Here is a 20,202-nt window from a genome sequence, read left to right as displayed (position 1 = left end):
ATATGTCCAACAGGGAGAATTTACAATTATGCTTTTATGAATGGTCCTGCAATGGCCAGTACCTGTTGCTTGGTCAAAGGCTCGTCAAATGCCTCTGTGATAGCCGCATCGCTTTTGGAGGCGAGATTTTTCAGGTCTTTGCCGCCTTGGGTCATGTTTTCTTCGCCTGCATAAATAGCAGGTACAGCGCCTTCTTTGCCCGTAATCCAACCTTTCATTGCCGCATTTCCCGTCACAGTAGCAGCCAGTCTGCGAACTACTGCCGCGTGGCGTGCTTCTACCGAGTGTACCTGCAATGCATATTCGAGAATCTGCGGATCAGCAAGCAATGCGCCTGCTTGTCCTTTGTAAGCCCGAACACCAGTATCTTCCAGCGCACTCGACACCGTTACGAATGTTTTGTAGTTAGAAAACACATCACCGAATGCGCCACCATATTGGAAGTCGAAAGATGGTTTTGCAATTGCTTTCGTACCCAGTGCTTTAACAAGAAATGCCACGTGTTGCGTTTCGTGTTTGCCGATCTGTGTGAAAATAGTTCTGTCGCTGGCCGGGATGAGGTTGGCAGCAGCAAGTCCTGCCTTATAAAATTCATCTTCCAGGTATTCCAGTGTCAAAGCATAGTTCAGTACATCCACAGCAGCAGCCGATTGTCCGAATGCTTTGTTGACAATGCTCGCGAACATAGTAGGTACAGCGGCCAAAGCCACTTTGCTACTCATTTTGCTCATGAAATGGCGGCGTGTCGCGTATTCAAGTCTGCCCACTGTATCACCGTCGGCTTTTTGAAAATCGTCAATTATTTTAAATATATCCATGATTTCTGATTCAGATTAATTGTGAAGATTATTTGCCGACGTTGGCTCCGTTGATGGTTTCTTTGACAAATCCTTTAACTGCTGCAAGGATATCCGCGGGCGAAACAGCCTTGTCCATTCCGTTGGCATCAATAATGTCGTCACCAGCAAAGTCAGCCGATTTTGGTTTGATCAAATCACGGATCACAGCAGCGTGGCGTGCTTCCACGGATACGATTTTGCCAGCCAGCAATAAATTTCCACCATCTTTAAGCAGCTTGCCCGCACCATTATATGCAGCAACGCCGGTATCTTCAAACAACTTGGCAGCACCCAGAACCGCATCTTTCTTAGTGAAATCGATGCTTGCGAAATTTGGGGTCAGACCTTTGATCGCCTTATCACCCAATGCAGCTTTGAAAAAATCCCGGTGAATGATCTCGTGATCACGGATGTCCGTCAGGATGATTTTCTCCGCGTCGGTCATGCCGGCGTACGGCGTAGTAATCACTTGTGAATAGAAAGCAGCTTCGAGTTGTTCCAGCGCGTATGCATAGTTCAATACACCTACATCTCCCGAGCCAAGATCAACGGTGTCGCCGCTGGGGTTAGTAGGATTTGGATCATCGTCATCGTTACAAGCAGTAGTGAGTGCGATAGTGCCCAGTGAGGTAGCGATACCGGCTGCACGCAGGAATGAGCGCCTGTTCACCGGCGACACATTGCCTCCTTCTTCCTTAGCAGAATTGGTGTTTGGTTTCAATAATTGGTTCATAGCTTCAAAGGTTATTGAGCTCTTTCGTACCTCGAAAGATTTGTAAAGACCTACGCCCTTCGAAAAGCTTTAGATCAGAAGAGAGGGAAAAACAATTTTGAGTTCCGAAATGGATGACGGGCGAGTACCAAAACAAAAAGAGCCTGTTTCCAGGCTCTTTTTGTTTAAAACTAAGCGATAGGTATTAAATAACGTTGAGAAAAAATGCCAACAGAGATTCAACTTTGAATGTATAGCGCTAATATCGTGTAGTAAACATTCTACCTTTGTGTAGAAAAAACCTACTATGCAAAGATAGTTGAAATGTTTCTTTTTCATAGTTTATATTAAAAATTTGTTGAATAATTTGCAGTAACAAGTAGCCCCGTTTCGGTTAAAGCCCGATTTGCTATGAAAATTCTGAGTTAACGGCTGTAACAAAGTATTTCTGATCATGCACTGGTTTGCGAGAATGATCTCGTAAAGTTTTTTTAAGAGCATCGAAAAAGCTTTTTTTGTTGCGGGTACATCAGGGAAATACGCCTTTAATGCAGTACTTACATTAAATTCAATGTGATGAAACAACTTTTTTTTGGAACTATACTAGGCATTTGCCTCACATTTTCCGCCACAGTTGCGGACGTTTCAGGTGCACCGTTTGCTGTCCAGTCAGTGGAGCAAAGTAAGGTGGCGGTAAGACCGGAAGATCTGCCGGAAGCTGTAAAAACTACCCTCTCCGGTGATGGTTATGCAGACTGGAAAGTGGCTAGTGCATACCTGATTACACGGGAAAATAATGCTCAGTACTACGAAATCAATCTCAAAAAAGGCGAGGAGACTACTATAGTAAGTCTTGACAAATATGGGCGAAAAGTGGACTGAGAACGCTGGCCCTTCATTTTGCTGCTGTCACAATGAAAAGCCGGACATTTCTCCGGCTTTTTGACTTTTGTTTTTATAATTTTACATTTCATCGGCTCGTTAGTTAGCTATTTATTTCTGACATACTTTATTCTCATGGCTCACCTGCTCCTCGTTGAAGACGATACCACCTTTTCTAAACTGTTGACCAACTTTCTTGGCAAACATGGACACCAGGTCAGGGCTTGTTCAGATTTGAAAGAGGCGAGAGAAGCACTCCATAACGATCCCAATGGGCCGTTTGAAGTACTGATGCTGGACTATCGCCTGCCAGACGGTAACTCTGTGGATTTTTTGAAAACACTGCGTGGAGAGGGGAACAGGACAGCTGCATTCATCATGACGAGCTTTCATGATGTAAGAACAGCAGTCACCGCCATGCAGCTGGGTGCATTCGATTATATTACCAAGCCGGTTAATCCGGAAGAGTTGTTAATGGTTCTCCGTGAGGCACTTAACAAAGGTGAGGTGTCGAGTGTAAAGGGCGCGCCCAAGGCTAAAAGCGGTGCTAAATCCGATAAACAATCCCTGGAATATATCGAGGGTAAAAGCAAAATATCCAAACAGCTATACGAGTATGTTCGCCTTGTGGCACCGACCGATATGTCGGTGATCATTCAGGGGGAAAGCGGTACAGGGAAAGAACACGTAGCTAAATCCATTCACAAGCTGAGCAAACGTAGTAATGGACCGTTTGTCGCGATTGACTGCGGTTCGCTTTCCAAAGAACTGGCTGCCAGCGAGCTTTTTGGGCATAAAAAAGGTGCATTTACAGGTGCGCTGCTGGACAAAATCGGTCAGTTTGAAGCGGCCGACGGCGGTACCTTATTTCTGGATGAAATTGGTAACCTTGGCTACGACGTTCAGATCAAACTATTACGCGCTCTGCAGGAACGTATCATCGTTCCGATAGGAGGCACCCAGCAGGTAAAAGTGGATGTTAGGCTGATTGCAGCAACCAATGAAGACCTGATTTCCAGTGCCGCCGCCGGTGATTTCCGAGAAGATCTTTACCACCGTTTAAATGAGTTCAAAATCGAAGTGCCCCCATTGAGGAAGCGCGGCGAAGATCTGGGCATTTTTATTCAGCACTTTGTAGACAAAGCCAATCAGGAGCTCGACCGTAATGTAAGAGAGCTTTCGAAAGAGGTAATGGAGATTTTCCAGAAATACGATTGGCCGGGAAATTTGCGGGAGCTTAATAATGTAATTAAAAGATTGGTACTGCTGTCAAAAGAAGAAGTAGCAACTTCAAGTGCATTGCCTGCTGAAATGATTACTGCTATGGAAGGTACGCAAAAGCCAACCGGCTCGGACCTGAAAGCTTTGCAGGAGACGCATGAAAAAGAAATGATCGAGAAGGTGTTGCAGGAAGTGCGTTACAACAAGAGCAAGGCTGCCAAGTTGTTGAACATCGACAGAAAGACCCTTTATTATAAGATAGAAAAATATCAGATCGAGTAAGCGAGCGCTTTTTCTTCTATTTGCTCGATTACCGATCTTGCATCACGCGTGATTTGCTGCATATCAGCAAAAGGAACCTGCGTTACATCATTGCGCAGCTCAATTTCAAAAACCCGGAAACGCGCCGAAAGCTCTTTCGCGCCGATTTGCCCGGTTCGTCCCGCCATTCGGTGCATGATTTCCATTACTTTATCCAGCTCGCGGGATTCAAGGTGTATTTCCAGCGCCTCTACATCCTGGCGGGAGTCTTTCACGAACTGGTCGAGGATTTCCCGCATTAAACTTTCATCCCCGAAAGTCATTTCATTGAGCATTGTAAAGTCCAGTTCTATGGGCCTGTGCTCCCTGATCTGACCTCGCGTTGCCGACGAGGATTCCAGCAATTCCAATAACTCCTTGGAATGAAATGGCTTCATCAAATACCCGTCAAAACCAAGATTAAGCAGGTTGGCACGTTCTTCCGGAAGCGCCTGCGCAGTTAAAACAAAGAATTTTACGTCTGGGCTGGCTACTTTCCGCAGCCTCTTGCAAAGCTCTGCCCCGTTCATGCCGGACATGCGCATATCCGTCAGCACGAATTTAACCTGATTATCCCAGGGCCGGTTAAGTACTTCTTCGGCAGATGAGAATGAGTTATGCGGAATGCCGTTCATTTCGAGAACGGAAGAGCACCATTTCAGAATGAAAGAATCATCGTCCACCAGCCACACTTTGCCGGTCACGTGGTAGTCTCTCTCAGGTACTTCCTCTGTCAATTCCAGTGTGTCAGCTTTTTTCATACTGGCGGTTACAAAAAAAGTCGTGCCCTGCCCGGGACTGCTTTTAACGCGTATATTCCCCCGCATTGCCTCCACAATCGCCTTTACGATTGTGAGACCGAGGCCTGTTCCCCCGTAGCGACGGGAAATGGACGAGTCGGCTTGTTCAAACTGGTTAAAAATGCGTTGTACCTGTTCAGGCGACAATCCTATTCCGGTGTCGGCAACGATGAATTCTACCTGTACATTGTTGTTTAATTCAACACTATTCACTTTTAATACAACTTCTCCGCTGTCTGTGAATTTGATCGCATTGGTAAGCAGATTGTACAAAACCTGGCGCAACCTGAACGGATCTCCGCAGAGGTAAAGGTTGGCGGGCAAAAGATTTTCGATCCGCAACGAAAGGTTCTTGGAATTTGCATTTGGTTTCAACACCTGGATAACCTCATTCAACAGCGGCGTTATCGCAAAAACACGCTCCTCGAATGTAAACCTGTCAGAGATAATGCGGCTGTAATCAAGCACTTCGTTGACGAGGTAAAGCAAATGTTCGGAGGCGGAATAGAGCGTTTCCAGATCCTGCTTGCGCGGCTTGTCGGCTTTTTTCAAAGCTTCTGTGTAGCCGAGAATGGATTGCAGCGGGGTTCTTATCTCGTGGCTCATATTGGCCAGAAACCGTTGCTTTGCCATACTATGGTATTCGGCCTCCTCTTTGGCTTCTTCCAGCTGGCTGCGGTAATCGTTGCTTTTAGTAATATCCGTAAAAATCAGGTAGATCAGCAATGCGGTTAACAGGAAAAACCCGACCATTACCCATTTCAGCATATCAATGCTTTTGTTGACCATATAATTGGCCTGGCGGCTGTCGAGATCCGATTGTTTCAGCACCTGGCCTTCCACTTCCTGCATGACACTCAGAAGTTGATTAACCAGGGAATTGCCGGCGGTAGCGAGTTCCTGCTCCTTATCTACAAAGCTTATTGTCCGTTTTTTCTGCGCTTTTTCAATGGCGTGTACCGCTTCCCCTACTTTTTCGATTGTACTATCTTCCTGTGCAACTTTAATGGTATCCACTTCCACATTCACTTCCTGCCGCTGCACTACTTTCGGGGCTGGGGCTGTTACCTGTTCTTTTTTGCCCTTTTTGGAGCCGCCAAAAACGCGGTTGAAAAATCCTTTCTTCTCCGTTGCTTTCTGAACAGAGTCAGGTACTGTATAAATAGTGGTGGTCGTCGTGCGCTTTTCGGTTTTGACTACCGTACTGTCCGGTCTGAGCTTTGTAGTGATTAACCCTGAGATGTTCTTGACCTCGTCTTCCAGTGTTTTCGTATTGACCAGCTTGGAGCGGACTTTGACATAATTGCCATAAATCTTATCACGCTCTTTCAGGATATTCTTCATTGAATCGATCCGTATGATCTGGTACGGATCATCAAGGCTCATTTCGCTGAGTGAATCAAGCGTGGCTGCCAGCTCTGCAGATTTGTACATGACGGCCGCCTTATGCTCTTCATCGTTCATTCGCCGGATACGCTGCAGATGATCCAGTTGAAGGATATTCTTGAAGATTTTATTAACCAGCCGCAGCTTGTCATTGGGTGTAGAGATCATCTCCACTTTTCCCATGATCTGATGGAAAGCCAGATTGGTGATAATCCACGATGCACCAAGTGCAATGGATGCCACGAAAAAGCCGAGGAAGATCTTGCCTTTGACGGATTTCAAAAAAGAAAGGTCACGCAGAATTGACATAGCAGACTTACGATATTCAATATCAACTAACGCATTTCAGACAACAAAACTTGCAATTGGACCTGCATCTGTCTGACTTATAGTGTGAAGATACAGCTTTCCTGAGAAAGTATCAGGACTTCAAAAGCACAAAAGGTTGCCTGTTTAACAGACAACCTTTTGTAACTGTTGCAAATGCAATTTCGGATTTCGAAAATGCTTATTTGGCAAGAGAGTTGATCCACGCAGCGATTTTGGCCGCTTCCGCTTTTGGAACCTGCGGCATTGGCGCCATCGGTGTTGCATAATCCGGCCAGTTTTCAGGCTTAGGATTATAAATCAGGTCAACTATTTTCTCGTTCGAATATTTCCTTTTGGCAACATCCTGGTAAGATGGACCCACTACCTTCTTTTCGGCCGCGTGGCAGGCAAGGCAGGTATTCTTTTCAAGGATCGGTTTAATTTCCGCCCAGGTTGGTGCTTTGCTGCTCACTGCTGCGGCTTGCTTTCCCTTTCCGTCCGGGGAAACGTGCTCTTTGGCAGCGGAAGAAGGACCCGAAGCACTTCCTGTTGAAGATACGCCAGAGCTTGTGCTTCCGGACCGCATAGTTTTCAGTTCAGAAACTTTCAGTTTTTCGCCGTCAGGAATGTTGTTTAACGTGTAGTAAGCGTCAGGGTGAACCAGTGACCAGCTGTTTGTAGCTGCTCTCACACCTTCCAGCGAGATCTTATGAACATAGTACTGGCGCATTCCGTCAAGTACGATACGTACTTTTTTGTTGTCGTCAGATACCTTCACACCTTTGATCTTCACATCTTCCAGGTTGATCTGCGGGCTACCGTAAACAGGGTAGTGTTTATACAGATAGCTGCTCACTTTGTAAGAATCCAGGTCTTCTGCTGATTTGCGGTCAACCGGCATTGTGAATGCGATTTCAAAACCATCAGGCTGCGCTTTTACAGTATACATTTCGAAAGGCATTTTCCCATTCCAAACGAGGCGCTGCAAACCTTGGTTTGCGTCACCTGCCGAGCCCCAGCCACGGTTGGTTTCACCCACGAACATGGAACCGTCCTTATCAAATGCCATTCTCAAAACACCAGACTGGAACCCGCTGCGGAAACCGATACTTGCTCCCTGGTATTCCCCTTTTACTTTTTCCATGACAATCCGCATGATGTTGCTCTGTCCCTGGTCGCCCACGAAAACCTGGCCGGTAAATGGACCAAAACCACCTTTGGTATCATCAAGGATCAGCTCAGCAGTAGAAACTCCGTGTACACCGTAAGGCAGCCAAACTGCCGGAAGCTGTACCATATCGTATTTTTCTTTCAGTTGATACAAGAACTGAGGAGTCTCGTTCAATGTATTTTCCGGCTTGATCGCGCGGCCATTTGCGTCTTTGTTCTGGCGGTTATCTCTTTCAGCAAAGAATTGCTTCTCAGTTAACTTAACAGGTGAGTTAGGAAGTCCAGCCCACTTCAAACCAGCCGGGTGCCCCATAAAACCACCTTTTTTAACCTGGAAAATAGCACCAGTTCCCATCCAGTCACCCTGGTTGTCGGTATAGAACAGCTCGCCATTCAGCATGCTGATACCGGCAGGGGAGCGAACTCCCGTTGCGTAAGGTTCATATTTACCATCGTTGGTAATGTGGAAAATCCAGCCTCTGGTAGGAACGCGGCTTTCGCCTCTCCACCATTCTTCATCGCCAAACGCTACGTTACCACTCACGAAAAAGCTTCCGTCTGGTGCCAGTTTCGGGCCAAAAGAGTATTCGTGGTAGTGTCCTGAAAGCGGCCATTGGTACACTGTTTCGTAAACATCCGCTTTGCCGTCGCCGTTTTTGTCAACCAGCTTGGTAAGCTCGCCACGTTGTGCGCAGTACAATGCACCTTCTTTGTAAGCCAAACCGAGTATTTCGTGCAAACCTGTCGCGAATTTCCTGAAATAAGGCGTGCGGCTGGTAGGATTATCCACGATCCAGACTTCTCCGCGACGTGTTGAAATCGCCAGTGATCCGTTTGGCATGGTAGTCAATCCACCTACTTCAAGGATAATGCCTTCCGGAATGGGCGGGGTAATGATCTTGTAAAAATCTTCTTCTTTGGGCGACTCCTGCGCTTTCAGCACATTAAGTGTTGCCAAGAAAATGAATGTAATCTGAATTAATTTTTTCATTATCAATGCGGTATCTATTGGGATTTAATCAGAATAGGATGGAATACTTCACTTCGCCATTCGTCACCGGAACAATCAATTCCTGACGTCCGTCAATACTTCTGATCTCGGGTTTGATGTTCTTGTCGGCAAGCTGGATGTAGTACGATTTGTTGTTAACTGCGTAAAGAGCGTCAGAAACCTTCTCAATGTTCGCGCCATCTGCCAATCTTGCAACCAGATTTTTAGTCGGGTTATTTACTTTGATAATCCTTTCAAAATACTGATTGTTAACAATCGACATATAGTCGGTAACAGTCGAGCCAAATGCCTGGTACTGGAATGTAGGAACATCCTGATCATCCAGCACATAGCCTTTCGGACGGTAGCCGCTGCCGGCTGTATCTGCCGCCCACTTCGATTTGCCACTTACTTTACCCAAAATCATATCATCGCCCAGCAACGTAACGCTGCCGCGCGGGCGGGAAGAGCCGTCACCACGATCGTGCCACATAGGAGTAGCATCCAGGAATTCGCCGCGCCATACCTGCAACACATTGCCTTTGTCCAAGTCATAGGTATAATGCAGGTTGGTAGGACTGCCCACAGATACCGCGTGAACCGCACGCTGTCTCTTGCCTTTGTCATCTGCTTTGAAATCCATAAAGCTGCGCGTAATGGTATTGGTACCCGCAGTGATCAGGATAGGATCGGTGGAGCCTGATGCCATAACGGAGCTTTTGCTGTGATAAGCCACTTCTCGGAAGCCAGGTCCGCTTACCCACAATCCCAGAACGGGACGCATCCAGCCGTCTCTTTTGTTGTTGAAGATCTCAATGGTATGGTCGCCTTCTTTCAGGTTTACCGCACCAGTGCGGAATTCGTTGTTGTTCTTCCATTGCTGGTCGATCACAAACTTTCCGTCGATTTTCAGGTAAGAATTACCAGAAGCCTGCAATTTGAAATTGTATTCACCTGCGGTTGGTGCATTGTATCTTCCTGTGTAAACGTAGGAGTAGTTGTTGTTCTCTTTCAGGATTTCCCAGCTTAATGCGTCCGTTTTACCCGTTTCAGCAGGAGTTTGCTTGGATAGGTCCTCTGTTTCGGACAAGCTGCCGTAATAAGTTTTGTAGCTCAGCTCGGAAAGGGTACCTGGTTTTTTATCAAAATTGTTGATAACAATATTCCTGATAGCCAGTGAACCGTGGTCGCCCTGAATGCGGATAGGTCCCATTGCCACATCCTCGGCAGTCAGGGAGCCGCGGGTTGGGCCGCTCACTTCTACGTTTTCGTGAATGATGATTCCGTTCAGTACTACGGACAGGAAAACGGCATTGGATACCTTTTTTCCATTCGCTTCAAAACGTGGCGCCTGGTAGGAGATCTTGATATTCTGCCACAAACCCGGTGCTTTGGCTACATTGAAACGCGGTGCGTATCCTTCATAGCCTTTTTCGCCTTCCGGCTTTGAATCATTCCAGCGCTCGTAAATACCACCGCAGTCGTTGTATTTGGCTGTTTTTTTACCCCAGCTATCAAACAGCTGTACTTCGTAGTTTCCTTGCAGGTAAATGCCGGAGTTGGATCCTTTCGCCAGCATAAAGTCCATTTCAATGTCAAGGTCGCCGTGCTTGAAGTTGGAGATCAGCTCATACTGGTTTCCGTATTTTCCTTTTTCATGAATGCAGGCCAACACGCCTTTTCCGGGTGTTGTAGTCAGCACATTTTCTTTTGAAATGTCAGCAGACGCATTTCCGACGATTTTCCAGTTATCGGATTTGGTGGTAAATGCACTGAGATTGTCAAGAGGAATAGGTTGCTGGGCATAAGCAGATTGACTTACAATAACCGCTATGCCACAAACGATTAACTGTAAAAACGAACATTTGATTTTAAACATACTTGGGTAAGCTTGGTAGGTTTTTGATTAAATACCGGCCGCAGGTCGCCGAATCGGTGCAAATTACGTGATAAGAATTGGTAAAATTGCATTTAATTAGATGAGAATCGTGAGGCTGCCTGCTTTTGATATTTGGTGCGTTTTCACGCATTTTTCAATCAGTTTTATCTGACTAAAAAGTTTATTTTTAAAATGAAAAAATTAATTCTTACCGCGTTCAGCCTGGCTACGGCGTTTGCTGCTCATGCACAACTTCAACCTGCCAAACAAACGCCGGAATCGAGCGAATTGTGGAGCCCGGTGCCCCGTGTTGTGACGCCAGGTAAAAGTTCTTCTGCGGTTTCGGGCTTTACTGCACCTTCCGATGCCATCGTTTTATTCGACGGTAAAAACCTCGACGCCTGGGTTTCAGGTAAAGACGGAAAATCAGCTGCTCCGTGGACAGTTGCAGACGGCGCAATGACGGTTGCTCCAAAATCAGGAGATATCCAGACTAAACAGACCTTTGGTGACTATCAGCTTCACATTGAGTGGCGCACTCCTGCGAAAGTGGACGGAAACGGACAGGGACGTGGCAACAGCGGGATCTTTATGCAGGGAATTTATGAACTGCAGGTACTCGACAGCTACAACAATGCAACTTATTCAAACGGACAGGCAGGCTCTATTTACAAGCAAACCATGCCGCTGGTAAATGCTTCAGTAGGACCGGGCGAGTGGCAGACTTACGACGTGGTTTACACTGCGCCGCATTTCAACAAAGACGGTCAAATGACAATTCCGCCTTACATTACCGTGATCCACAATGGAGTTTTGGTGCAAAACCACACGATGATCCAGGGTACAACTCCTTACGTGGGCCAGCCAACCATTGAGCCGCACGGAAAAGGACCTATCAAATTGCAGGACCACAATAACACAACGAGCTTCCGCAACGTCTGGATCCGCGAGTTGTAAGAGATAACAGGTACAATAATTTTATCAGGCTTGAACGATTTAAAACATCGTTTAAGCCTTTTTTGTTTTGTAATAAAATAAAGTAAGTACCCATTACAAGGAGCGATTATGCAGGAGATAGAACCCTATTATAACTGGGAAAAACATTATGTGGCAAGTCACGATGAGAAGTCGCCCTTTTTCGGCAGGACTTACAATCTCGACTATTATGAAAATGCGATCTACGGCTACTATATCCACCCGCTCTGGGACGAAATAGGGTCGGAGACGCTTTACGTGAAGATTATTTTCGCTGATTACAAAAAGCGCTTTGCCGTGATCGAAGTATTTGGTGAATGGAACGATGCGCTGCACAACGATATCATGTTCTTCAAAAGACAGGTCGTGGACCCGCTTGTTGACGAGGGGATCAACCAATTTATATTAATGGGCGAAAACCTGCTCGACTTCCACGGCAACGAAGATGATTACTATGCCGAATGGTTTGATGATATCGAAGACGGCTGGATCGCAGCTGTCAATTTCAGGGAGCATGTGGAGGAGCAATGGAAGAAGTTCAGGCTCGATTACTTTATCAATTTTGGCGGTACGCTGCACATTGGCAACTGGCGCACCTTGCAGCCGGAGCCATTTTATGAGCTGGTTAAAAATTTGATGGTTAGAAGGTTAGAATGAAAGAAAGCAAGTCCGTTTGTTTGTAACATCCAAACTCCTTTGTAGCTTACAACTTTAAGTGTATCAACTTTTTACCTTAAACCTGTTAGCAATGGCCGAAAACGACAAACCATTTCCGGAAGATGCAGAAGAATCGCTGGAAACTACAACACAAGAAATCAAGGCTACAACCGTAGCAGCAGGAGATGAGATCGTGGAGGAGGTAGGAGAAGGTGCAGACGGGATCAAAACGGAAGTTTATGAAACGACGGACGATCTGAGAGCAGAAGCTGAAATGGCCATTGAAGAAACAAAAGACTCGGTTGCGGAGCTGGAAGAGGAGGCAACTGCCGAAGTGCAGGAGGTCAGAGCGGCGGCAGGGGATAAGGTAGAAGAAGTAAAAGATTTTGCAGAAGAGAAGTCGGAAGAAGCGAAATCGACATTTGCTGGTCTGCAAAATGAGGTTGAACTGGGCATTGCGGCAGGCAAGGATAAGGCAGGTGAGATTTACGAAGATCTGTCGGAAAAAGCTGCGGACCTGAAAGAAGCTGCTATTGACAAATATGAGGACCTCAGGGAAGATGCCGCCGAAGCTTTTGAGGATGCCAGAGAAGTAGCCGCCGAGAAATTGGCCGAAGCACAGGTAAAAGCAGCAGAGCTGAAAGCAAAGGCAGAGATTGAGATGGAAGAACTGAAAGAAGCCGCGTCGGAGAAATACGTGGAAACCAAGACGAAAGCAAAAGGCTTCTGGGCCAGACTGTTTGGTAAATAGTCTGTTCAAAGCAGATATTGTTAAGTGCCCGGCCGAAAGTCGGGCATTTTGCATTTTTAATACACGATGGTTACAACGAATTATGATAAATTTTCATCTTGATAGCATATTCCGGTTCCACCTTATCCATTTCAAATATGAAAATTTCGAAATCAGTACTTCAGGCTGTCGCCGTTGCAGTTGCGTTGAGCACAATTACCGCTTGCGCCGACATTGATATCAAACCCGGAAAAGAGAAAAAGGCGAAAACACGCACCATGTATCCTTGCCCTGGCTGCGGAATGGGTTGATCGTTACTCCTATGCCACAGATATTCTCCACAATCGCCTGCAACCTCGACGCGCACATTCTGCAATCGTCCATTCCGTTATTTGAAATGGAAAAAGTAGAAGCCATTGAATGGTCTTTCGATGCGCTTTTCAAAGCTGATGTAGTGCCTGAATGGTTTACGGACCTGATTGGAGAGTTCAGCGATCAGGGAAGACTGATCGGTCACGGCGTTTATTTTTCCTTGTTTTCCGGAAAATGGTCTGCGGAGCAGCAACACTGGCTGGACCAGCTCAGCAAGCTCTGCGGCCAGTTTCATTTTGATCACGTTACGGAGCACTTCGGTTTCATGACAGGCTCCGACTTCCACAAAGGCGCGCCGCTCGGCATTCCTTTCAATGCATCAACACTGGCTATCGGGAAAGACAGACTGGCGCGCATTCAGAATGCGTGTAATTGTCCGGTCGGCTTAGAGAACCTGGCTTTCTCCTATTCGCTGGATGAGGTAAAGCGGCATGGAGATTTTTTGGCCCAATTGGTGGAAAGTGTCAACGGCTTCATTATTCTCGACCTGCATAACCTGTATTGTCAGTGTCACAATTTTGAACTTGACTTTACTGAATTCCTTTCCTTTTACCCGCTGGATCGCGTGCGCGAAATGCATATCTCAGGCGGTAGCTGGGATGCGCAGATTCCTGGCAGGATAGTGCGCCGCGATACGCACGATGAGGCAGTACCGCCCGAAGTTTTCGAGTATCTGAGGCAAGCAATTCCACGCTGTCCTGATTTGAAGTTTGTGGTAATGGAGCAGCTGGGCACCGCGCTGGATACAGCCGAAAAGCAGGCGGATTTTCAGAAAGATTTTCTACAAATGGACCACATTATTAAGTCAGTTGGAGAAACCGGCCGCATTTCGGCAAACAACTTCCTGCCTTTCTCGCCGACTTCTCCTGCTGGCTTGCCCGTCGAAGACCTGGCTTTGTACCAGCAGCAAATGCAGCTTTCAAACATTCTGGAAATAGCCGGCGACCTCAAAGAGGCGCAGAGGCTACTGAATGCTTCTGACCTTAGTGATACCGACTGGCACATTGAACATTGGGAACCGCATATGCTGCAAACGGCAATGAACATCGCACAAAAATGGAAGGGCGGATTTTAAAATAGGTTGATTAACTTGATGGCACAATTTTGTAGCACGTATAGTGGCCGGGTTCGGCTGTCAATTTTCAACAAAACTCCTAGCAATGGCTAAGTCCACGTTTTCACTTCCTTACAAACATCCTTTTACCCCGGATAATCAATACAAAAAATCAGTTGCATACTTTTCAATGGAGTTCGCCGTCGACCAGGCGCTGAAAATCTATTCAGGCGGTCTGGGATTTCTGGCAGGCTCGCACATGCGCAGTGTATATGCATTAAAACAGAACCTTATCGGTGTTGGTATGCTCTGGAAATATGGCTATTACGACCAGGGCCGCGCCAAAGACGGCAGTATGCAGCCGGAGTTCAGAGAAAAGATGTACTCTTTCCTGACTGACACAAAAATCCGTTTTCAGATACCGGTAATGGGCAAGAAGGTCTGGGTAGCAGCATATTATCTGGATCCAGAAGTGTTCAAAACCGCTCCGATGTTCCTGCTGACGACCGATACAGACGGAAATGATGATACTACAAGAGCGATCAGTTATTCTTTATATGATGCCGACCCGACTTACAAAGTAGCGCAATGCATGGTGCTTGGGATAGGTGGCGCGCGGCTCTTGGAAGAACTGGGGTATGAGCCGGAAGTATATCACCTTAATGAAGCACACGCGGTTTCAGCCGTTTTCTCTTTGTACAAAAAGTACGGGAAAGTGGATGAAGTGAAAAAGCGCGTTGTTTTTACAACACACACTCCGGAAGAAGCCGGAAATGAAAAACACGAAGTCGGTTTTCTGGAAAAGCTCGGATTTTTCTCAGGACTGGATCTGCCTACGATCAAGAAGATCAGTGGGATAAAGGATAATATATTCAACCATTCTCTCGCAGCATTAAGTCTGAGCCGGAATGCAAACGGAGTATCCAAACTGCACGGCGAAGTGTCGCGGGGGATGTGGAAGGCATTTCCGGGCATTGCGCCGATCGGGCACATCACCAATGCACAAAATAATACATATTGGGTTGATCCTCAGCTGGAACAAGCCAGGATCGATAAGGATACCGACCGCATAGCAGCCAGGAAGAAAGAGCTGAAAGCAGTATTATTTAAAACCGTAGCTGACCAATGCGGTAAGATATTTGACCCGAATGTACTGACAATAGTATGGGCTCGCCGGTTTGCAGCCTATAAGCGGCCGGATATGCTTGTATGGGATATGAACAGGTTCACGAGGATGATGAACAATATCCAGCAGCCGGTGCAGGTTATCTGGGCAGGTAAACCGTATCCGAAAGATGAAGATGCAGTCAATACATTCAACCGGCTTTTCTATCTGAGTCACCTTTATCCTAATCTGGCAGTATTGACGGGTTATGAACTGGCGCTTTCCAAGCTGTTGAAAGACGGTTCGGATATCTGGTTGAATACGCCCGTAGTGACCCGTGAAGCTTCGGGTACCAGCGGAATGACAGCGGCGATGAATGCGTCGCTTAACCTTTCAACTTTCGACGGCTGGATCTGTGAATTTGCAAAAGATGGTGAAAACTCATTTTTGCTGCCGGTTGCGAAAGGCGATGATATCAACAAGCAGGACTGTGATAACCTGATGGAAAAGCTCGAACGTGAGGTGATTCCGACGTATTATAATGGTCAGAAAAAGTGGCGGGAAATGGTACTCAACAGCATGAACGACGTGAGTGTACCATTCAACTCCGATCGTATGGCGAGAGAGTATTACGAAAAGTTGTACTAGGCCGCAGGATCATCCAGCTTTCCTTTTCAGCCAGATAAATCAGTTATTCAGATCATTGAATAATCAATTTATCTGGCTGGCCAGCAATGCAATTCCTTCTTTAAATGAATGCGGCTCGTAGCCTAAAATGCTGCGGGATCTGCTGAGGTCGAAACCTGTTCGCGGCGGGCGGCGGGCAGGTTGGGTGAATGCGGAAGCGTCGGTAGGGGAGATCAATGACTTGTCAAGATTAAAGTACTCCGCTGTCATAATCGCCATTTCGAATGGGGTTAGAAAGTCTTTTCCGGAAATGTGGAAAATGCCCTCTGCTTCTTTTACAGCAATCAAAAAACAGCCTGTCGCCAGATCCTCCGCAAGGGTTGGTGTGCGATGCTGATCTGTAACAACCTGAATGTTTTTCCCGGCTTCCAGCGATTTTTTAACCCAAAGTATAATATTGCTGCGGCTCATATCGTGCGCTATGCCATATACGAGTACGGTTCTGGTGATAGCAAACCGGATATCCGAACTGAGTACCGCCTTTTCGGCCGCGTACTTGCTCCAACCATAAAAGCTGATCGGGTTTGGTAGATCTTCCTCTTTATACGGGCCGGAGGTTCCATCGAATACAAAGTCGGTAGAAAGGTGTTGCAGAAATACATTGTACTTGCGGCAAGCAGCGATCAGGATTTCAACTGCAGTCACATTCAGCTTCCAGCAAGCTTCTTTTTCCAGTTCGCATTGATCCACATTGGTCATTGCTGCCGTGTGGATGATTACATCCGGACGAACTTCTCCCACAATCGCATCTACCTGCACGGGATCGGTAATGTCCATTTCGAGGTACTGATAACCTTCCTGAAAAGGCAACCTGTTTGCGCCTTTCGCAGTCGCAATCGTTTCAATGTCAGGATGCTGAACAAGAAGCTCAACCAGCTTTTGACCTAGCAGCCCGTTTGAGCCGGTAATTAAGATTCGTTTTTTCAATGGTAAATCAAGCCTCGTATTTCCAGCCGTATTTTCTTGTAATCTTCTTCTTTTTCATGTTTTTGACGGAAACCTTCATCGTAATATCCTTCTCCGGCCGGTCTCTTTCATTTTTATCAACAGAAGCAATCTTGTCAATTACATCCATTCCGTCAATTAACTGACCGAACACAGTATAAGAACCGTCCAAATGAGGGGTACCTCCCACAGTCTCGTACACTTTCCGTTGTGCGTCGGTCAGCTTACGGGCTGCCCGTGAGGCTTGCTTGTCCAGATCGTTTTTACTCCATTTCCGACCCTCTACGACATAAAACTGACAGCCGCTCGATTCTTTCGCGGGATTATTATCGCGGGCAGCAGCAAGTGCGCCTTTCTGATGAAACAATTTAGGGCTGAATTCAGCAGGTATCCGGTACCCGTTTTCCCCATTGCCCAGGTTATCGTCAGGTTTGGCATTTTTCGATTTGGGATCGCCTCCCTGGATCATAAAATCGTCGATCACGCGGTGGAAAAGTACGCCGTCGTAAAAGTTTTCCTTGGCAAGCTTAATGAAATTGGCTTTGTGTTTAGGGGTTTCGTCAAATAGGATAAAACGCATTGTTCCCTTATCCGTCTCGATGGTAACTACCTCGTCTTTTTTAGATTTCTTTTGAGCAAATGCATGAACAGACAGCAGACACAATGCTGCCAGAATAATCGAATTTTTGGTCTTCATAAGTATTAGTTTGCAGCCAGTACGTTTTTATTTGCCGGGTAAAACTGGAATTTTAACCCGTAATCTTTGCCTTCGGAAACATCTTCCATATTTACGCGAACAGATTTTCCGTTCCAGACAATCTTCTTAGGCTCCTCCTTCGGTGCACCTTGACTTTCCGTAAAATGACTCTTTCCTGCCCGCCAAAGCTGTTTTGTTGCTTCCGGGCTATTCAGGTAAACGTCAACGGTGATCCTGTTAACCTTCTTGTCTTTATCAAAAAAATATTGAACGTCGATCGTTTCCAGCCGGCTCGTTTCGTGCGTGTAGCCGAGGTGATCAGTTGTTTCTTCAAACATTTCGAATGTCTCGGCAGCTTTGACTTTCGCTACCGGATCTCCGAATGCAACTCCTCTCAGCACAGTTTGCTCACTATCTTCGGCAGACCCGAGAATGGTATCCAGGAGCTCTGACTGATCGCTGTTAAGATCAGGTTGTGAAGGTTGCTCTGTAACTACCGAATCGGTTGAGGCTTCGGATTTTTCATTTGTTTTGGTATCGCAGCCACCTACAATAATCGCCAGGAGCATTATAGAGGCCCAATAAGTACAATATTTCATGGGCGTAAACATTATTTTCATTCAGTCAGGTTAATGTGCGGTAAAATAGTCGTGCCTTGCTCTGTGGTTTGGCCTGTCAATGCAATTTAATGATAAATACAAACTCTGAAAACGGCCCTAGAATTCTCTCGAAACATTGAAAAAGAACCGGCGCTCGCCTTTTGCATTCAGTGTGATATTGAACCTGGTTACAATATTATAAAAAGTTACCACGTCCAGCCCGGCGCCTGCGCCATATAGCATGGAATTGCCCAGCCTCGTATTACTGAATTCAGGATAACTGTTTTTGACATAGCCGGCATCTGCAAAAGTATTGATATAAGCCGCCAGCGGAATGGTGTTAAACTGCCTGATCGGAATGAACGAGAGATGTTTCTGAACGGAAAACAGCCGGTATTTCAATTCGTTTTTAAGAAGGGCATAATCCTGCCCGTCCACCACGTAAAGTTCATAACCCCGTACAAGATCGTTCCGGTAGCCAAGTCCGATCGTTTGCAGATATGGTTGCCTTTTCGGGAAAGATACCCTTCCTCTCATGCCGGTGTTGAAGTAGAAATTCTTGCCCAGAGGGACATATTTCCTGTACGAACCGTACAAGTAAAGTGTGTTCACATCGTCGCCGGGGAGGATACCCAGTTTGGAGATCTGTGCCGAAAAGCTCTGTCCCTGCAATGCATATTGGACATTGTCCCGCTTATCGTAGCTGAAAGTGTAGGTAAGCTGCACATATTGCTGCCGCCTTCTCCCGTCAAGCATGTAGTTCGGGTTCAAAATCGCAATGGTATCCGAAATCCGGGAATGGCTCCATCTGAGATCTACCGAATGAAATGCATAGTATTTGTTGCGGCGGGTGAGGCTAACGTACGTGTAAAAGCGCCTGCGGTTCACATCCTCGCTGTTGAGGTACTGCAGCTTGTCGCGCCAGGTCCTGTATGCAGTGGTTTTGTTGATCGAAAATGAGGTACCGATGGTAATGCCGGTCTTTTGTGCCTTGTCCAGATAGGGCAGGGTATAGGCGATTTCAAACTTCGGAATGAAGCCGAATTCCGCCAGAATACGAAGCTTATCCGCGCGGCCTGTCACATTTCCGTAACTGAAATAGGCTCCGTAAGTTGTTCGGGAAAGATCACGCTTGCGTTCGTACCACCATTCATTAAAATTACGGTCGGCCAGCTGGAATACCGGCAATGCAATGAGGTACCAACGTTCTTTGACCAGGATCAGGATATCTGTACGCAGCGAATCGGGATTGGGTTTGGCAAGAAGCTCTACAGTAATGAACAGGTTGGTATTAATCACCTTGCGCCTGTCAACTTCCAGCTTTTCTTTCAGCAGTGCTGCCGGTATGGCATCGCCCGGTTTGATCGCCATTTCACGCAGGATAATGCCGGTGCGTGTCTTATGGTTTCCCTCCACACTTACTTCTCCAATCACGATTGTGCCGGTGCTGTCGGGTACAACCTCTTGTGAATAAGTTGCTTGTGTGTAAGTGAGTAGAAGAAAAATAAAAGAAATACAGCGTTTGACAGAATTCATTCTTCACAACCGGGTTTCCGTAAAGAAACGATACTTTCCTTGAATATGGTGAAAAATGATGGAAAATACATTGCAAAATCAGTAGTCCATTCCCCGGCCCCGCCAGTATCCTTGACATACATAACAAGCCAAAAACCATGTCACTTTCCCGGGCGGAAACATTGATAGAAAAGCTCATCAGCAATAAGCTTTCAGGGGAAGAGCTTTCTGAGCTGCTCGCCGGCATTACGAGCGAAGAGCAGCAGCAGGAGTACTCGGATGTTTTGGAAGCCTATTTCAACCAGCTCCTGAAAGAGGGGCAAAAGCAGGAAAAATGATTTTAACAAAACGCAACCTATGTTTTTAACTACTACCAA

Annotated in this window: 18 protein-coding genes; 9 read left to right on the top strand and 9 right to left on the bottom strand. The window is 46.5% G+C overall.

Annotated features, from left to right (window positions below; genetic code table 11):
* Nucleotides 1-26 precede the first annotated feature (26 nt).
* Together AC1XTG_RS24315 and AC1XTG_RS24310 are read right to left on the bottom strand one after the other, a co-directional pair.
* A complete protein-coding gene (locus AC1XTG_RS24315) occupies nt 27-818 on the bottom strand; it encodes a ferritin-like domain-containing protein (RefSeq protein WP_056291615.1) in 792 nt (263 codons plus the stop codon).
* Between the two features lie 28 nt (nt 819-846).
* A complete protein-coding gene (locus tag AC1XTG_RS24310; RefSeq protein ID WP_056291611.1) occupies nt 847-1,572 on the bottom strand; it encodes a ferritin-like domain-containing protein in 726 nt (241 codons plus the stop codon).
* A 555-nt stretch (nt 1,573-2,127) separates the two neighbouring features.
* Between AC1XTG_RS24310 and AC1XTG_RS24305 the strand changes: the two genes are divergently transcribed.
* Together AC1XTG_RS24305 and AC1XTG_RS24300 are read left to right on the top strand one after the other, a co-directional pair.
* Entirely contained in the window at nt 2,128-2,433 is a 306-nt protein-coding gene (locus tag AC1XTG_RS24305; protein WP_484843761.1) for a hypothetical protein, read from the top strand.
* 135 nt (nt 2,434-2,568) lie between these two features.
* The gene (locus AC1XTG_RS24300) at nt 2,569-3,936 is read left to right on the top strand and encodes a sigma-54-dependent transcriptional regulator (RefSeq protein WP_056291605.1); all 1,368 of its coding nucleotides are present in this window, start codon (nt 2,569-2,571) and stop codon (nt 3,934-3,936) included.
* Here the strand turns inward: AC1XTG_RS24300 and AC1XTG_RS24295 are convergent.
* The 3 genes from AC1XTG_RS24295 to AC1XTG_RS24285 form a co-directional block, all read right to left on the bottom strand.
* Nucleotides 3,924-6,449, bottom strand: a complete 2,526-nt coding sequence (locus AC1XTG_RS24295) for a hybrid sensor histidine kinase/response regulator (RefSeq protein WP_056291603.1) — start codon at nt 6,447-6,449, stop codon at nt 3,924-3,926. The two genes, AC1XTG_RS24300 and AC1XTG_RS24295, sit on opposite strands and share 13 nt — an antisense overlap.
* A 199-nt stretch (nt 6,450-6,648) precedes the next feature.
* Nucleotides 6,649-8,610 (bottom strand): c-type cytochrome, encoded by a 1,962-nt coding sequence (locus AC1XTG_RS24290; protein ID WP_484843760.1) that lies wholly within the window; start codon nt 8,608-8,610, stop codon nt 6,649-6,651.
* A gap of 28 nt (nt 8,611-8,638) precedes the next feature.
* Nucleotides 8,639-10,489 carry a 3-keto-alpha-glucoside-1,2-lyase-like domain-containing protein gene (locus AC1XTG_RS24285; RefSeq protein WP_484843759.1) on the bottom strand — a complete coding sequence of 617 codons (1,851 nt, stop codon included), beginning with the start codon at nt 10,487-10,489 and terminating at the stop codon, nt 8,639-8,641.
* 192 nt (nt 10,490-10,681) lie between these two features.
* Here AC1XTG_RS24285 and AC1XTG_RS24280 point away from each other — a divergent pair, with 192 nt between their 5' ends.
* The 6 genes from AC1XTG_RS24280 to glgP all read left to right on the top strand — a co-directional run bounded on the left by AC1XTG_RS24280 (nt 10,682) and on the right by glgP (nt 16,030).
* The gene (locus tag AC1XTG_RS24280; protein WP_056291752.1) at nt 10,682-11,446 is read left to right on the top strand and encodes a 3-keto-disaccharide hydrolase; all 765 of its coding nucleotides are present in this window, start codon (nt 10,682-10,684) and stop codon (nt 11,444-11,446) included.
* 108 nt (nt 11,447-11,554) lie between these two features.
* Nucleotides 11,555-12,121 (top strand): hypothetical protein, encoded by a 567-nt coding sequence (locus AC1XTG_RS24275; protein WP_056291597.1) that lies wholly within the window; start codon nt 11,555-11,557, stop codon nt 12,119-12,121.
* 91 nt (nt 12,122-12,212) lie between these two features.
* Nucleotides 12,213-12,872 carry a hypothetical protein gene (locus tag AC1XTG_RS24270; RefSeq protein WP_484843758.1) on the top strand — a complete coding sequence of 220 codons (660 nt, stop codon included), beginning with the start codon at nt 12,213-12,215 and terminating at the stop codon, nt 12,870-12,872.
* A gap of 137 nt (nt 12,873-13,009) precedes the next feature.
* On the top strand, nt 13,010-13,162 hold the full coding sequence (locus AC1XTG_RS24265; protein ID WP_484843757.1) for a chryseobasin-related MNIO class RiPP peptide: 153 nt from the start codon (nt 13,010-13,012) through the stop codon (nt 13,160-13,162).
* Between the two features lie 11 nt (nt 13,163-13,173).
* A complete protein-coding gene (locus AC1XTG_RS24260) occupies nt 13,174-14,298 on the top strand; it encodes a multinuclear nonheme iron-dependent oxidase (RefSeq protein WP_484843756.1) in 1,125 nt (374 codons plus the stop codon).
* Nucleotides 14,299-14,383: 85 nt separating this feature from the next.
* A complete protein-coding gene (gene glgP / locus AC1XTG_RS24255; protein ID WP_484843755.1) occupies nt 14,384-16,030 on the top strand; it encodes an alpha-glucan family phosphorylase in 1,647 nt (548 codons plus the stop codon).
* Nucleotides 16,031-16,093: 63 nt separating this feature from the next.
* On the opposite strand, the gene AC1XTG_RS24250 is transcribed toward glgP, so the two are convergent.
* From AC1XTG_RS24250 to AC1XTG_RS24235, 4 genes are all read right to left on the bottom strand, one after another.
* Complete coding sequence (locus tag AC1XTG_RS24250; protein ID WP_484843754.1) at nt 16,094-16,996, bottom strand: SDR family oxidoreductase; 903 nt, start codon at nt 16,994-16,996, stop codon at nt 16,094-16,096.
* A 7-nt stretch (nt 16,997-17,003) separates the two neighbouring features.
* A complete protein-coding gene (locus AC1XTG_RS24245) occupies nt 17,004-17,711 on the bottom strand; it encodes a peptidylprolyl isomerase (protein ID WP_484843753.1) in 708 nt (235 codons plus the stop codon).
* Between the two features lie 5 nt (nt 17,712-17,716).
* A complete protein-coding gene (locus AC1XTG_RS24240) occupies nt 17,717-18,331 on the bottom strand; it encodes a hypothetical protein (RefSeq protein ID WP_484843752.1) in 615 nt (204 codons plus the stop codon).
* 96 nt (nt 18,332-18,427) lie between these two features.
* A complete protein-coding gene (locus AC1XTG_RS24235; RefSeq protein WP_484843751.1) occupies nt 18,428-19,846 on the bottom strand; it encodes a BamA/TamA family outer membrane protein in 1,419 nt (472 codons plus the stop codon).
* Nucleotides 19,847-19,983: 137 nt separating this feature from the next.
* Between AC1XTG_RS24235 and AC1XTG_RS24230 the strand changes: the two genes are divergently transcribed.
* Nucleotides 19,984-20,163, top strand: coding sequence for a hypothetical protein (locus tag AC1XTG_RS24230; RefSeq protein WP_056291582.1), 180 nt, complete (start codon nt 19,984-19,986; stop codon nt 20,161-20,163).
* Nucleotides 20,164-20,202: the final 39 nt, after the last annotated feature.

This window comes from Dyadobacter sp. HNCC25DJ183 (assembly GCF_056895175.1).
This window is presented reverse-complemented; position numbering and strand designations above follow the sequence as displayed.